Annotated in this window: 5 protein-coding genes; all 5 read right to left on the bottom strand. The window is 67.9% G+C overall.

The genetic code is table 11. The features are described 5' to 3' along the window. Nucleotides 1–23 precede the first annotated feature (23 nt). Nucleotides 24–6,086, bottom strand: coding sequence for an Ig-like domain-containing protein (locus tag D7252_RS07410; protein WP_120774796.1), 6,063 nt, complete (start codon nucleotides 6,084–6,086; stop codon nucleotides 24–26). Nucleotides 6,087–6,215: 129 nt separating this feature from the next. Further along, nucleotides 6,216–12,284, bottom strand: a complete 6,069-nt coding sequence (locus D7252_RS07405) for an Ig-like domain-containing protein (RefSeq protein WP_120774795.1) — start codon at nucleotides 12,282–12,284, stop codon at nucleotides 6,216–6,218. A gap of 136 nt (nucleotides 12,285–12,420) precedes the next feature. Then, nucleotides 12,421–12,990 (bottom strand): DNA-3-methyladenine glycosylase I, encoded by a 570-nt coding sequence (locus D7252_RS07400; protein ID WP_120774794.1) that lies wholly within the window; start codon nucleotides 12,988–12,990, stop codon nucleotides 12,421–12,423. Nucleotides 12,991–13,018: 28 nt separating this feature from the next. Then, complete coding sequence (locus tag D7252_RS07395; protein ID WP_120774793.1) at nucleotides 13,019–14,065, bottom strand: NAD(P)-dependent alcohol dehydrogenase; 1,047 nt, start codon at nucleotides 14,063–14,065, stop codon at nucleotides 13,019–13,021. Between the two features lie 64 nt (nucleotides 14,066–14,129). After that, complete coding sequence (locus D7252_RS07390; protein WP_120776860.1) at nucleotides 14,130–16,214, bottom strand: acyl-CoA dehydrogenase; 2,085 nt, start codon at nucleotides 16,212–16,214, stop codon at nucleotides 14,130–14,132. Between the last annotated feature and the right edge of the window lie 138 nt (nucleotides 16,215–16,352).

Below are 16,352 nucleotides of genomic sequence, written 5' to 3'. Positions count from 1 at the left end.
GTCGTCAAATCTTCGGGGCGGCCCTACCAGCCGCGTTTCTCGTACGCCTTGCCGTTGATCTCCACCCACACGTTCACTCCCGGGTAGCCGAAGTAGCAGTTCAGCTGGACCGAGCCGTTCGCCTGGAGGTTCTTGTTGTAGGTACCGGAGCCGATACGGCCGCGATCGGAGTGGCAGGTGATGTTGTAGTTGCCCGGGTTGAAGTCGACCGTGTTCACCTTGAAGAACGCGCAGCCTGCGGTGCTGCATCCGTCCTCGCCCTGGGCGCTGTCGCCGCGGGTCACGAAGGCGCGCGGCGTCGGCCGGTCGTTGGTGCGCGCCGAGTCGGAGGCGACGGGCGTCCACGTACCGGTCGAGTCCTGCGCCCTGACGTCGATCCGGTGAGTCTCTTCGTAGCCGTTGCCCACGGTGTCGGAACCGTGCGCCGACACATCCCGCCAGTTGCCGCCGTCGATCCTGATCTGCGTGACGTTGATCGGACGGCCGTTGTACGACTGCCTGGAGTCCCAGGAGACCTGCACGCTCGTGCCGAGGTTCGTCGCCTTGGCGGCAGGCGCGGTCGGATTGCCGTACGGGGTCCCCGCGACGCCTCTCGACGCCCCCCCGACGTAAGTGGTGCCGTCGACCGTGGCGACGCCGCGCACCTCAACCGTGTACTGCGTGCCGTTTCGGAGACCGCCGATGACGCCGTTGCCGGGCATCCCCGCCCAGCCGCCGCCGTTGAGCCGGTACTGGTAGCCGACCTCGCCCTCTTTCGCACCGTTGCGGGATCCGGGGTTGAAAGAGACCGTGAGCCTGCCGTCGCCCGGCGCGACTTGGGTGATCTGCGGCGGCGACGGGGCGATCACGCCACGACGCGGCGCGGACATGTCACTCCACGCGCCCCAGCCGGCCTTGTTGTGGCCGCGGATCCGGTACGTGTACGCCGTTTCCGACGTGGGGACCTCGACCGCTTGGCTGGTCGTTCCGGGGCTGGGCGTCAACGTGTTGCGAAGGGTGCTGCCTTCCCAGATCTCGAGGCTCAGGGCGTCGATCGCGTCGCCGTTGGCCGGCGGGGTCCCCCAGTTGATCTGCATCTGCGCCTGGTTGCCGACCGGGTGCAGTTCGGCGGTGGTCGGTGCGCCGGCTGCCAGCGGCGGACCCGCCGGGATCTCGGATGCCGACCAGTTGCTCCAGCTCGACGGCTCCGGCGCGCGGTTGTGTGCCTGTACCCGCACCTGGTAGTTGCCGCCGTTCTCCAGGCCTTCCCACGTGAGCGAGTTGCCCGTGGCTTCCTTCTGCGTCACGCCGGAAGGCGGGGCCGGCGAGATCTGCAGGGTGTACCGCTCCACCGGCGAGCCGGGGGTGGTGGGCGTCGCCCACGCCACCTTCAGTGACTTGTCGCCGAAGGTCAGGGTGGGCGGATTCGGAGTGTCGGGTCGCGCATCCGGGCGCGCCACCGCCGAGGCGCCGGAGGGCTCCGACTCCCCCACACGGTTCGTCGCGGTGACCTGGAACGTGTACTCCACATTGTTGGTCAGGCCATCGAGGGTGCAGGTCGTCGACTGGCACTGCTTCTCGTACGCGCTGCCGCCGACGGATCGCACGGTGTACCCGGTGATCTCTGCGCCGTTGTTCGCCGAGGCGCCGTACGACACGACGACCGTGCGGTCCTGCACACTCGTCACCGTGGGGGCGCCCGGCGCGTCCGGCACGCCCTGCACCGTCACCACGACCTGACCCATCGCCTCACGGTCCGGGTCGTTCGTCGCATCCTTGATGCGGTAGCCCACGACCAGCGTGCCCACGAAGTCGGCAGAGGGCGTGACCACGACGTTGTCGCCGTCCACGGCCGCTCGTCCCGACCCGGTCTCGACACCGGCGGAGATGACCTCGAGCGGTGTATCCGGGAAGGGGTTGAAGTCGTTGGCCAGCACGGGCACCGTGACGCTCTCGCCCTGGTTCGCCTCGGCGATCGTGTCGGTGTTCGCCGCCGGCATCGCGCGGTTCGACGCGGTGACCTGAACGAGGACCGTGCCTTCGATCGGTTCCGTCTCCCCATCCGAGATGCGCAGGGTCAGCGTCGTCGCCGCGCCCTTCTTCGCATTCGAAGATGCCTCGACCAAGAGTTTGTCGCCGTCGACCCGGGCACTGATGCCCTTGCCCTCGCCGTCGACGAGCGAGTAATCGTGCCTGCCGGCGTCGTCCGGGTCGGGATCCGTCGTGAGAGCGGCGAGATCGAGCACGCTCGCCTCCTCACCGGGCGCCACGTTCATCTCGCCACCGGCGAACTCCGGCTGCTGGTTGTCCGGAGGCAGCACGTTGATCGGGATGCTGAGCGTGGCCTTCCGCCCTTCCGGGTCGTCCGGTCCTGTTCCGTCGGTGACCTCGAACGTCAGAGCATCCTGGCCGTAGTATTTGTCGGCCGACGTGTAGGTGAGCGTGCGCTCGTCCTTGACCAGGTCGGAGCCGTCGGAATTGATCGCGTTGACCTTCGCGTGCTCGGTGATGACCACGTCACCACCGCCGGCGACCGTGACGTACTTCGAAAGCGGCACCTCCGCGGTCTCGCCGCTGACGACTTCCAAGGGCTTCGTCGACGTGAGCGTCGGACGCAGTCCGTCTTCCGCGGGGACGAAGATGAAGGCCGACGCCTGGAGGTCGTCCTGGTCGGTGAGGGTGTAGCGGATCAGCTGAAGCTCATCGGTCACGGTGACCCGGACTTTGCCGTTCTCCAGCAGCCGCCCGCCGTCACCGACCTGCACTTCGAGGCGCTCCGTCGTCCCATCCGGGTCTTCGTCGTTGTCGAGGATGTCGAGGTCGGCCGTCAGGCTGCCCTCCTTGAGATCCACCGGACGCAGCCGGTCGTCACGGGCGACAGGCGCCTGCAACGGAACGTCCTCGTCGACGGTGATCTGCAGTACCGCCGTCGCCGTCGCGCCACGGGCGTCGCTCACGGTGTACTGCAGAGATGTCTCCAGGGCGTTGTTCGGCGCCTGCACGAGGACCCGATCGCCGGACACTCTGGCCGACAGCCCGTCGATCTCGGGGACCTCGAGGCCATCCTCCACCAGCGAGATCTCGTCGCCTTCGGGGTCGGAGTCGTTGAGCATGACCGGTACTGCGATCTCGCGCCCCGGGCGCACCACGACGGCATCCTTCACCGCGTACGGCGCCTGATTCACTTCCTCCGACGGCGCGATGCCGACACGGATCGTGGCGGTGCCCTCCTTGCCGAGGCGGTCGCGCACACGGTACTTGAACACGTCCACGCCGGTGGAACCGTCGAGAGCCTCATATGTGAGGTAGTTCTGCGCGACCTCGGTGATCCGCCCCTTGGTCGGACTGGAGGAGACGTCGATGAGCTCGACCGAGTCGCCGTCGGCGTCGATGCCGTCCAAGGGGATGGCGATGTTGACCTCGGTGCCGGAGAGAGCCCGGGCGACGAGGTCGCGCGGACGCGGGGCGGCGTTGGTCTCCTCGTCGACCGGCAGGATCTGGATGGTGACGTAGCCGGCGGCCTTCTGCTGGCGGGAGTCCACGGCCTCGTAGGTCAGATAGACGGTCTTGGCTTCGGGGCCGGCCTTGAAGCGCACGGCGTCCTGAGAGACGAACGCCTCGCCGTCCTCCGGATCGACGAAGGGCTCGATGAGCTCGGGCGCGACATGGAGCGCGTCATCGCTCGGGTGGGTGTCGTTGTCGAGCACCGGGATGGTCACCACGTCTCCCGCCCGGACAGTGGCGCTGTCGGGGTTGGCGAGCGGCTGGAGGATCTTGTCCGGGGCCGGGATGGGCACCACCACGACCTCGCCCTCGGCGGATTGCTCGCCGTTGGAGATCCGGTAGCTGATGCGCACCTGCTCTTCCAACGTGCCCTGGTCGGTGATGCGCAGGGTCTCGTGGTTGAGCACCGAGACCGACACCCCGGTCCCGGGCTCGATCGAGACGGACTGCACGACGAGGATGCCGCCAGCGGGATCGGTGTCGTTGTTCAGCACGCCGACCAGCACGTCTCCGCCGGTGGGCAGCAGGGCCACGTCGCGCACGGCCACCGGAGGCAGGTCGACCTCGGTCTCCTCCGTGACGTCGATGCGGACGATGCCCTCCCCGTTCTCCGGGCCCGCCGTCGCCAGGTACTGCACGTAGTAGACGCCCACGGCCGGAGCGGAGAACGTGAAGGTCTTGTTGGCGAAGTCGGGTGAGATCGTCGCACCGGACACCTCGTCGACACGACCGAGTCGCAACGGCTCACGCCCCGAACTGGTGTCGTTGGCCAGCGGTGCCACGGTGATCTGCTCGTCCACGCGTGTGACGAAGTGATCGGCGTTCGTCTTGGGTTTCGTCGTCCCCGGGGCGCGCACGTCGAGCAGGATCGTGGCCGTGGTGACCTCTCCGAAACCGTCGGCGACCGTGACCTGGACGTCTTTGCGTCCCTGCATGCTCGCCGTGGCCTTGTAGGTCAGCTGACCGTCGGTGCTGAAGTCGACCTCGTCACCCGGAGCGGGGATCACGTCCTTCAGGTAGATGTCGTCGCCGTCGGGATCGATCCAGTCGGGGAGGATGTTGTAGGACACCGTGCCGCCGGACTCCACCGTCAGCGATGTCTTCCGCTTCGGCACGGGCGGACCGTTCACGTCCCACCCGTGCACCGCGAGGGAGACGCTGGCTGTGTCCTTGCCTCCTCGGCCGTCGTCGATCTCGTAGGTGAAGGAGCCGGATCCGGTCGCGCTCTCTTCGACGGCGATCTGCAGCGAGCCGCCGTTGTAGATCGGCTGGACGGTGCCGACGGTCGGCTGCTTGTCCTTGACGGTCGCGACGAGGACATCGCCGTCGGGGTCGTTGTCGTTGTCGATCACCGGCAGCAGTGCGGAGGCGCCGGGGCGCACCCCGAACGAGTCATCCTCGGCGATCGGCGGCGTGTTGACGTCGCTCCGCTCGGGAAGGGTCGACTCCACCGTCTCCTCGGTGGAATCCTCCTCGTTCTCGGTCTCACCTTCCGGTGGCGTGAGGTCGTTCCAGTTGTCGACGCGCTGCAGGCTCTCGTCCGCCATCCACGCCGCACCGCCGACCGCATCGTTGAGGATGATCACATCGCGGTTGACGCGGAACGTGAGACTGGCCGAGTCTTCGGCACCCTCGATCGATTCGGAGACGTCACTGCCGTCGCCCGCACACTCCCGGATGAAGGTCGCCGACCCCGCCCACGCGCCGTAGGTGCAGCCGCGCAGCGACACCGGTGCCGCAGGGTTGCCTTCGCCGCCGGCATCCGTCGTCGTCGGCTCGCCGCCGTCCAACGGGACGCGCACGAGAGCGGATGCGGTCGCGACCGCCACGGCATCGGTCTCGGCCGAGGCCTGCTGCAACACGGCACCGTCGGGCGCGGGAATCTGCGTCTGGAGGCCACCGGCGGTCATCACGACTCCGGATGCCGCATCGAGCACCACCGGAGTTCGACCGACGACCGTGACCGTCGACTTCTCGGAGAGATCGACGTCACCCAGCGACGCGGCCGAGGGCTCGCCCGGTGCACCCTCGTTGTCGACCGGAACGGTGACGACTTCGGCGCGCTTGCTCGACAGCGCGAAGACGGTGCCGTCCTGCGCGACCGCGACGTCGGCGTTCTCGCCGAGTTCCGCGATCGGTTTCGCGGCTTCGATCTCGAACGACGCGATGCCCTTCACCGGCACGACCCAGAGGTCTCCGGACTTGTGATCGAGGATCGCCGCGGTCTCCTTGCCCAGCGCGACTTTCGCCGCACTGGGGATGCTGGCCGAGTCGCCGAGCGAGACACGGGACGGATCCACCGCGTTGACGGTCGAGGCCCCTTCGTCGACGACGAGCACGTTCGTGGCATCCTGCAGGATGTCGTAGTCCTCGCCGGTGGTGCGCAGACCGCCGTCGATGACCGTGGATTCGTGGTTGAAGTGGCCGACCAGCAGGCTCGACGTCTTGGTGATCCAGACGCCACCGTCGTTCAGATCGACCTTGGTCGTCGGAAAGCCCTCGTACGTGAAAGCCATGGTCGTGATGGCGACGACGCCGACAGTGACCCCGGCCGCCGACGCTAGCGCTTTCGGGCGCGCACGCATCCACGACAATGCCTTCATTCCCCGGTCTCCCCCCGAGCTTCGCGACTCTCCCCGCGATCTGCACCGTGCTCACGCGAAGCGCCGCACTCGTTCATCCTAATCGTGCGGCGGTTCAGCTCAATGGGCAGAATTGCCCGCCGGATGCCGTCACCACGCCGTTCGCTCGTAGTCGGTGCCACCGATCGTGACCCAGACCTGCGCCCTGCCGCCGTAGCCGTGGAAGCAACTCAGGGCCACCTGCCCGTTGGCGGGGATCGCGACGGACCGATAGCTCGAGAACCGGTGGCCCGCGGGTGCGTCGCTGTTGCAGGACACCGCGTAGTTGCCGGCCGGGAAGTGCTGCGTGTTGATGACGAACTTCGCGCAGGTGCCGTCGTTGCACTGTGAGTTGCTGACGGCTTGGCCTCGGGTGACCCAGGCGCGAGGCGTGGGCGGCGGCTGCGAGGTGTGCTGAGCGACCGGGCTCTCCGGCGACCAGGCGCCACTCGTGTCCCGCGCCCGTGCCTTGATGCTGTGGGTCTCGTTGTGCCCGTTGCCGACATCGATCGTGCCGTAGAGCGCGGCATCCTGCCACCCGCCGCCGTCGATGCTGATCTGGACGAGGTCGATGTCGCGCCCGTTCGCCGACCCGCTGGCGTTCCAGTGCAGACGGACCTGCGTGTACAAAGACTCGGCATTCGTCCCCGGTGCGTGCGGAGTGCCGTGCGGGCTGCCCGTGGCTCTGTTGGACGGCGCGCCGGCGTAGGTCGAGCCGCTCACGGTCGCGACGGCGCGCACCTCGACCGTGTATTTCCCGCCGTTGTCGAGGCCGCCGATCCGCTTGTCGCCGGGCACGCCCTGCCACTGGCCACCGCCCAGCCGGTACTCGTAGCGGATCTCACCCGAAGAGGCGCCTCCGCTGGAACCCGCGTTGAACGCGATGTCCAGGAACCGGTCGCCCTCTTGGGTCACCCGAAGGCTGGTCGGCGCGCCGGGCGGGATCACGCCTCGGCGCGGTGCGGACTGTGCGCTCCACTCACCCCATCCGGCCTTGTTCTGCGCACGGATGCGGTAGGTGTACGCGGTCTCCGACGTCTCGACGACGACGGCCTGGCTCGTCTCCTGGGGGCCCGGCGTGATGGTGTTCACCGGCTGACCACCGCGCAGCACCTGCAGCTGATAGCTCCGGATGGAATCGCCGTTGTTGTTCGGTGGCGACCAGGAGACCTGCATCTGCGCCTGACCGTCGACGGGCGAGAGTTCCTGCGTCGACGGTGCTCCCGAGGCGAGCGGAGGCCCGGCCGGGATCATGGACGACGACCAACCGCTCCAGCTGGACGGGTCGGGCGCGCGGTTGTGTGCCTGCACACGCACCTGGTAGTCGGAGCCGTTCTCGAGCCCCTCCCAGGTGAGCGAGTTGCCGGTGACCTCTTTCTGCGTGATCCCGGAGGGCGGCGCGGGAGAGATCTCGAGCGTGTACCTGTCGACCGGGGAGCCCGGCGTCGACGGTGTCGCCCACGCGACCTTCAACGACTTGTCTCCGAATTCGAGGGTGGGCGGGTTCGGAGTGTCGGGACGGGCATCCGGCCGCGCGACCTCGGACGCGCGCGACGGCTCGGAGTCGCCGACCCGGTTCGTCGCCGTCACCTGGAAGGTGTACTCGACGTTGTTGGTGAGCCCGTCGAGCGTGCACGTCGTCGACTGGCACTCCTTGGTGTATCCGCTCCCGCCCACCGACGTCACGGTGTACTTCGTGATCTCGGCACCGTTGTTCGAGGGTGCCGAGTACGACACGACCACGGTCCGGTCCTGCACGCTGGCGACGATCGGCACGCCGGGAGCCGCCGGAACGTCCTGCACCGTCACGACGATCTGACCGTTCACCTCACGATCGACGTCTTCCGTCGCATCCTGGATCCGGTAGCGGACCACCAGCGTCCCGACGAAACCCTCCGCCGGTGTGACGGTGACCTCGTCGGTCGTGAACGACACCTCGCCGCGGCCCGACTCGGTCACGGCCGAGACGATGGTCAGCGGCGTGTCCGGGAACGGGTTGAAGTCGTTCGCGAGCGCCGGCACGGTGATGGGCTCTCCGGCATCCGCCTCGGAGACGGTGTCGGTGTTCGCCGCCGGCATCGATCGGGTGGAGGCAGTGACAAGTGCGGTGACCGTTCCCTCGACGGGCTCGGTCTCACCATCGGAGACCCGGATCGTGAGCGTGGCCGTCGCGCCCTTGTCGGCATTCGACGACGCCTCCACGAAGAGCCTGTCGCCGTCGATGCGGGCGGAGATCCCCCTGCCCTCACCGCCGACCAACGAGTAGTCGTGCTTGCCCTTGTCCTCCGGGTCCGGGTCGTCGGTGAGAGCGGCGAGGTCGAGCGGCGTCGCCTCCTCCCCGGGTGCGACGTTCACCTGACCCTGTACGAACGTCGGCGGCTGGTTGTCGGGCGGGAGCACGTTGATCGGGATGCTGAGAGTCGCCTTGCGCCCCTCCGGGTCATCGGGCCCGTCGCCGTCGGTGACCTCGAAGGTGAGCGCATCCGGACCGAAGTACCCCTCTGCGGAGGTGTACTCGAGGGTGCTCGCGTCTTTCAGGAGGTCGGCGCCGTCGGCATGGTTGGCACTCACCTTGGCTTTCTCGGTGATCGTCACATCACCGCCGCCGGCGACCGTGACGTACTCCGACAGCGGGAGCGTCTCCGTCTCACCGCTGATGACCTCCAGCGGCTTCGTGGAGGTCAGTGTCGGGCGCAGTCCGTCGCGAGACGGCACGAAGACGAAGGCTGACGCCTGGAGGCCGTCCGGGTCGGTGAGCGTATAGCGGACGAGTTGGAGCTCGTCGGTGACGGTGACACGCACCTTGCCGTTCTCGAGGAGGGTGCCGCCCGCTCCGACCTCTACGTCGAGCTTGTCCTTGGTGCCGTCGGGATCTTCGTCGTTCTTCAGGATCTCCAGGTCGGCCGACAGGCTGCCGTCCTCGAGATCGGCCGGCTGCAGGCGGTCGTCGCGGGCGACCGGCGCCTGCAACGGCACGTCATCGTCGACGGTGACCTGCAGGGTCGCGGTCGCCGTCGCTCCTCGTGCGTCGCTCACCGTGTACTGCAGAGAGGTCTCGACCTCTTCGTTCGGTGCCGTCACCAGCACGCGATCACCCGAGACGCGCCCCTCGAGGTTCTCCGGCAACTCGAGTCCGTCCTCGACGAGCGCGAGCTTGTCACCCTCGGGGTCGGAGTCGTTCTCCATCACGGGCACGGCGATCTCGCGACCGGGGCGCACCACGACGGCATCCTTCACCGCATACGGCGGCTGATTGATCTCTTCGGCAGGAGCGATGCCGACGCGGATCGTCGCGACACCCTCTTTGCCCAGACGGTCTCGCACTCGGTACTTGAAGACGTCGACGCCCGCGGCTTCCGGGGCCGCTTCGTACGTGAAGTAGTTCGGGCCGACGGTGGTGATGCGGCCCTTGGTCGGGCTGGAGTCGATTCCGATCAGTTCGACGGAGTCGCCGTCTGCGTCGAGACCGTCGAGCGGGACGGCGATGTTCACCTCGGTGCCCGACAGCGCTCGCGCGGTGATGTCCTGGGGACGCGGTGCCGCGTTGGTCTCTTCATCGACCGGCAGGATCTGGATCGTGACATACCCGGCGGCCTTCTGCTGCCGTGAGTCGGACGCCTCGTAGGTGAGGTACACCGTCTTCGCTTCGGGTCCGGCCCGGAATCGCACGGCATCCTGCGACACGAACGCCTCGCCGTCCTCCGGGTCGACGAAGGGCTCGATGAGTTCGGGCTCGACGTGCAGGACGTCGTCGCTCGGGTGCGTGTCGTTGTCGAGGACGGGGATGGTCACGACATCCCCGACGCGGACGGTCGCCGAGTCCGGGTTCGCGATCGGTTGCAGGATCTCGGTGGGTGCCGGAATCGGGATCACCACCACCTCGCCGTCGGCCGACATCGCTCCGTTCGAGATGCGGTATTGCAGACGCACCGGTTCGTCGAGGGCGCCTTGATCGGTGATGCGCAGCGTCTCGTGGTTGAGCACCGATACCGAGATGCCGCTGCCGGGCTCCAGCGTCACCGACTGCACCACCAGGATCCCGCCCGCCGGATCGGTGTCGTTGTTGAGCACGCCCAGCAGGACGTCGCCGCCCGTGGGGAGCAGCGCGACATCGCGCACGGCGACGGGTGGCAGGTCGCTCTCGGACTCGGGCATCACGTCGACCCGTACGAGGCCTTCCCCGTTCTTCGGGCCGGTGGTCACCTGATATTGCACGTAGTACACGCCCGTCTTCTCGGCGCTGAACGTGAACGTCTTGTTGGGGGTGTCGGGGTGGATCGTCGCGCCGGCGGTCTCGAGAACGCGACTCAGGCGCAGGGGCTCACGACCGGTGCTGGTGTCGTTCACGAGTGGGGCGACGGTGACCTGCTCCCCCGCTCGGGTGATCACGTGATCGGCGTTCGTCTTCGGACTGGTCGAACCCTGCGGTCGGACATCGAGGGCGATGGTCGCGCTGCCGGTTTCTCCCGAAGCATCCGCGACGGTGACCTGCAGGTCCTTGCGCCCCTGCAGGCTGGCGGTCGCCTTGTAGGTGATCTGCCCGTCCTTGCTGAAATCGACCTCGTCACCGGCGGCGGGGATGATCTCTTTCAGGTAGATGTCGTCGCCGTCGGGGTCGATCCAGTCCGGAAGGATGTTGTACGAGATCGTGCCGCCGGTCTCGACCGCCAGCGACGTCTTGCGCTTCGATTTCGGCGCGTCGTTCTCGTTCCAGTCGCGCACCGTGAGGGTGACCTGCGCAGTGTCCTTCCCACCCCGCCCGTCGTCGACCTCGTAGCTGAAGGTCGACGACCCGCTGGCCTTCTCGTCGACGGCGATCTGCAGCGCACCGCCGTTGTTGATCGCCTGCACCGTCCCGATCGACGGCTGCTTCTCGGCGAGGGTGGCGACGAGCACGTCACCGTCCGGGTCGTTGTCGTTGTCGAGCACGGGCAGCAGCGTGGTCGCACCGGGGCGCACGCCGTACGTGTCGTCTTCGGCGATCGGCGGCGTGTTCTGCTCGCTGCGTTCGGGGAGGGTGGTCTCGACGGTCTCCTCGGTCGAGTCGTCCTCGTTCTCGGTCTCGCCTTCGGGCGGGGTCAGGTCGTTCCAGTTGTCGACGCGCTGGAGGCTCTCGTTGGCCAACCACGCTGCGCCGCCGACCGCATCGTTGAGGATGATCACGTCTCGGTTGACGCGGAACGTCAGGCTCAGAGAACTCTCCGCACCCTCGATCGGCGCGTCGACATCGTTCTTGTCGCCGGGGCACTCGCGGATGAAGGTGGCCGACCCCGCCCACGCGCCGTAGGTGCATCCGCGCAGCGACACCGGTGCCGCCGCGGCCCCCGGAGCTCCGGCCGACGTCTCCGACGGCTCTCCTCCGTCGAGGGGAACGCGCACCAGGGCAGTCGGGGTCGCCAGAGCCACGGCATCCGTCTTCGCGGAAGCGTGCTGCAGCACGGCGTCCTGCGCCCCCGCGACCTCGGTACGGAACCCGCCCGGTGTCATCACGGCGCCTGCGGCCGCGTCGAGCACGACCGGCGTGCTGCCGACCGCGGTGATCGTCGGCTGTTCGGCCACGTCGATGTCACCGACGGATGCCGTCGAAGAATCCTGCGGGGCGCCCTCCTTGTCGACGGGAACCGTCACGACCTCGCCACGCTCGCCGGAGAGGGCGAAGACGGTTCCGTCGGTGGCCACGGTGACGTCGGAGCCGTCGCCCAGCTCGGCGAGGGGCTCGGCCGCTTCGATCTCGAAGCCTGCCAGACCCTGCACCGGGACCACCCAGAGGTCGCCGGACTTCTGATCGCGGATCGCCGCCGTGTTCGCGCCGAGAGCGACCTTCGCCGACGACGGGATGGCCGTCGTGTCACCGAGCGAGACGCGGGCGGGATCGATGGCGGTCACGGTCGAGCCGGCCTGATCCACCACCAGCACGTTGGTCGTGTCCTGGAGGATGTCGTAGTCCTCGCTGACAGTCCGCAGACCCCCGTCGAGGACGGTGGACTCGTGGTTGAAGTGCCCGACCAGCAGACTCGAGGTCTTGGTGATCCAGACGCCACCGTCGTTCAGGTCGACCTTCGTGGTCGGGAATCCCTCGTATGTGAGGGCCATCGTCGTGAGGGCGATGACACCCACCGTGACGCCGGCCGCCGACGCCAGCGTCTTCGGACGCGCGCGAATCCACGACAACGCCTTCATGCCCGGTTCCCCCCAGGTTCAGCACTCTTCAACTCTTGCGCCGGGCTCTGCGGCCCGACGACGCTCGTTCATCCTAACCGCGTCTCCGAAAACCGGTGTGGGGCAATTCTGCCCACCTGCTCTTCTCAGCGCCGCCTCACGCCCTCCAGCATCCGTCGAGGTGATCGTCGACCATCCCCGACGACTGCATGAGGGCGTACATGGTGGTCGGCCCCACGAAACGGAAACCTCGCCGCCGCAGCTCTTTGCTCAGCGCCGTGGATTCCGGCGTGACCGCCGGGACGTCGGCCATCGTCGCGGGGCGGATGCCGGATGCCGGCGGGGCGAAGGACCACATCAGATCGTCGAGCTCGCCGGCGGACATCGCGCGCACGAGCCGAGCGTTTCCGATCGTGGCCTCGATCTTCGCGCGGTTGCGGATGATGCCCGCATCCGCCATCAGGCGCTCGACATCGTCGTCTCCGTACTCAGCGACGAACTCGGGTTCGAACCCCGCGAAGACCTCGCGGAACCGCGGTCGCTTGCGGAGGATCGTGATCCACGAGAGCCCCGCTTGGAACCCCTCGAGCGCCATCTTCTCGAACAGAGCCCGGTCGCCGTGCAGCGCCGACCCCCACTCCTCGTCGTGGTACCGGCGGTACTCGACGTCGTCGCCCACCCAGGCGCAGCGGGCTCGGCCGTCAGGGCCGGTGAGGAGTGAGGTCATGGGGCCACGCTAGCCGGGGCCGCCGACGTCAGTCGGCGAAGGTCGCCGCGTCGATGACGAAGCGGTAGCGGACGTCCGAGGCGAGCACGCGGTCATACGCGGCGTTGATCTCGGATGCCGGGATCACCTCGATCTCTGCGACGATGCCGTGCTCCGCGCAGAAGTTCAGCATCTCCTGGGTCTCGGCGATGCCGCCGATGTTCGACCCCGCGAGCGAACGACGACCGCCGATCAGCGACATCACCTGGACGGGAAGCGGCTCTGCCGGCGCTCCGACGCAGACCATGGTGCCGCCCACGTCGAGCAGCCCGAGGTAGGAGCGCATGTCGATCACTGCGCTCACCGTGTTCAGGATCACGTCGAACGAGTTCCGCAGCTCCCGGAACGTCGCGCGGTCGCTGGTCGCCCGATAGTCGTCGGCGCCGAGCCGGAGGCCGTCATCCTTCTTGCTGAGCGTCTGCGACAGCACGGTGACCTCTGCGCCGAGCGCATGGGCGATCTGCACGCCCATGTGACCGAGCCCACCGAGTCCCACGACCGCGAGCCGGGTGCCCGGCCCCACGTTCCAGTGCCGCAGGGGCGAGTATGTGGTGATGCCGGCGCACAGCAGTGGAGCGGCGGCGTCCAGCGGCAGCGCGTCCGGTATGGAGAGGACGAACGCTTCGGTCACCACGACCTGCTCGGAATAGCCGCCCTGGGTGACGGTGCCGTCGCGGTCGGTCGCGCCGTAGGTGAAGACGGCTCCTTCGGTGCAGAACATCTCGTCGCCGCGCAGACAGTTCCGGCATTCGCCGCACGAGTTCACCAGGCATCCGACGCCGACGCGATCGCCGACGGCGTGCCGCGTGACCTCGGCGCCGACAGCTGCGACGGTGCCGGTGATCTCGTGACCGGGCGCCAGCGGGTAGGGCTGCGGGCCCCAGTCTCCGCTGACGGTGTGGATGTCTGAGTGGCAGATGCCTGCGAAGGCGATGTCGATGAGCACGTCGAGCGGACCGAGCTCACGACGCTCGATGACGGTCTTCTCCAGCGGAGCGGCTTCGCTCGGGGCTGCGTAGGCGTTGACGCGGATCATTCGGCTCCTCTTTCCGTGGACGGGCGATGCGAGACTAGCCCACCCGCGCCGTTCGAATCGGCGGTCAGTGCTTCTGCAGGTCCTCCAGCGGCTGAGGCTTGACCTTCTTCTCGCGCACCGGGGCGTTGCCCGAGGCGGCGAGGTCGGCGTAGTACGCGCGCGCCTCGTCCTGACGCTCCTTCTCGACACCGCTCGCGATCGGCGCGCGAACGTGCTCCGGCTCATAGCCGAACGCTTCGACGAGGTCGAGGGCGTGCGGGCGCAGTCGAGCGCACAACCGGTCGATGTAGCTCGACACGGCCGCGGCCCGCTGCGTCGACAGCCGTCCGTGGATCAGGTGCCACGCCAGGTGCTTCTCGATCAGCTGCAGGCCGAAGAGGTCGCGCATCCAGGTGAGGACCTTCTTGGTGGCGGGGTCCTCCATCGCCCGCACCGCGTCGGTGAACGCCTCCCACTGCAGAAGCTCTCCGTGCGCCCGGGCGGCTTCGATCAGCTCGGCCTGGTTCTCGTTGAACAGTCGCGCGCCGAGCGCCTTGTCCTTCGCGCCCGGGCGCAGCCGGCCGGCGATGTCCGCCACCATCTGCTGCACGCGGCCGGCGAGCAGGTCGTGCTGCTGCTCTTCCCGCAGACCGTTCTCCACCGAGCGCGAGACCTGACCGAAGTCGGCGACCGCCTGACCCAGCTGACGAAGACCCGCACCGTGGAAGACCTTGCCGGCCGTCATCCCGACGGCGAACTTCGCCAGTGCCGCCGCATCCTTACCCTTGAACTGCCGGGCATAGTCGGTCAGCAGCCGCTTGCCGACCAGCTGCAGCAGAACGTTGTTGTCACCCTCGAAGGTCACGTAGATGTCGAGGTCCTGGCGGAGGCCGACCAGACGGTTCTCGAACATGAAGCCCGCCCCGCCACAGGCCTCACGAGCCTCCTGAAGCGTGTCGAGCGCGTGCCAGGTCGACAGCGGCTTGAGCGCTGCGGCGAGGGTCTCGAGGTCTTCCCGGTCGTCCGGCGTGTCGATGCGACCGGAGAAGACGCCGTCGAATTTCCGCAGGAACTCGTCGTGCGCGAAGATCTGCGCGTAGGTGGTCGCGAGTCGCGGGAGCAGACGGCGCTGATGCTTGCCGTAGTCGAGGAGGACGACCTCTTGTCCGTCCGCACCGTCGAACTGCCGACGCTGGGTCGCGTAGGTGATCGCGATGTGCAGACCGAGAGCGGATGCCCAGGAGGCGGCGCCGTCCAGCGACACGCGGCCCTGCACGAGGGTGCCGAGCATCGTGAAGAAACGGCGACCGGGGCTGTCGATGGCGCTGGAGTATGTGCCGTCGACCGCGACGTCGCCGTACCGGTTGAGCAGGTTGGTTCGCGGGACTCGCACGTGGTCGAAGGAGAGGCGACCGTTGTCGATTCCGTTCAGTCCGCCCTTGAGCCCGTCGTCTTCGCGGCCGATCCCCGGAAGGTCAGCGCCGTTCTCATCGCGCAGCGGCACGTAGAAGCAGTGCACGCCGTGGTTGACGCCGTTCGTGATCAGCTGGGCGAAGACCGTCGCGGCGACGCCATGCAGGGCCGCATTTCCGAGGTACTCCTTGGTTGCCGCGCGGAACGGGGTGTGGATGACGAATTCCTCGGCGTCCGGGTCGTACGTGGCGGTGGTGCCGACGGCGGCGACGTCCGAGCCATGGCCGATCTCCGTCATCGCGAATGCGCCGGGGATCGAGAGATCCATCACACCGGGAAGCCACTTCTCGTGGTGTTCGGCGGTACCGAGCTGCAGGATGGCCGAACCGAACAGTCCCCACTGCACTCCCGACTTGATCTGCAGGCTCGGGTCGGCGACCACGAGCTCCTCGAAGCCGGCGATGTTGGCGCCGTTGTTGTCCTCGCCGCCGAACGATGTCGGGAACGCGCGGTGCACGGCCTTGTTGTCGACCAGCAGGTGCAGTTGGCTGAGCACCCGCTCGCGATGCTCGTCCTTGCCGAGTTCATCCTTGCGCCAGAAGGCCGAATCCTTGATCATCTCGCGCGCCTGTCGACGGACATCGCCCCAGGTTCCCATCAGCGCGTCGTTGAGACGGGCGACATCGATCGGCGGGACGGATGCGGCATCGTGCGGTGTGCGGGGCGGCGTCGAGGGACGGACGGCAGCGTCGACCATGAGCATTCCTCCAGAGGAAGTAGAGATGCCCCCATGGTAGGTCTACGACAAAGCAGCGGGAACTCCGCTGTACCCATCCTCTAACCCGTTCCCGGGGCATGCCCCGCGTCGATTGTCGGCAGCCGACAGGAGGGACTT

Origin of the sequence: Microbacterium sp. CGR2, from assembly GCF_003626735.1 — a bacterium.
Lineage (GTDB): Bacteria > Actinomycetota > Actinomycetes > Actinomycetales > Microbacteriaceae > Microbacterium.
The sequence above is the reverse complement of the archived record's forward strand: the minus strand, read 5'-3'. Positions and strand labels throughout refer to the sequence as shown.

Coding starts and splice junctions, on each gene's coding strand:
- D7252_RS07410 (WP_120774796.1), bottom strand. CDS start 6,086: ATGAAGGCATTGTCGTGGATGCGTGCGCGCCCGAAAGCGCTAGCGTCG.
- D7252_RS07405 (WP_120774795.1), bottom strand. CDS start 12,284: ATGAAGGCGTTGTCGTGGATTCGCGCGCGTCCGAAGACGCTGGCGTCG.
- D7252_RS07400 (WP_120774794.1), bottom strand. CDS start 12,990: ATGACCTCACTCCTCACCGGCCCTGACGGCCGAGCCCGCTGCGCCTGG.
- D7252_RS07395 (WP_120774793.1), bottom strand. CDS start 14,065: ATGATCCGCGTCAACGCCTACGCAGCCCCGAGCGAAGCCGCTCCGCTG.
- D7252_RS07390 (WP_120776860.1), bottom strand. CDS start 16,214: ATGGTCGACGCTGCCGTCCGTCCCTCGACGCCGCCCCGCACACCGCAC.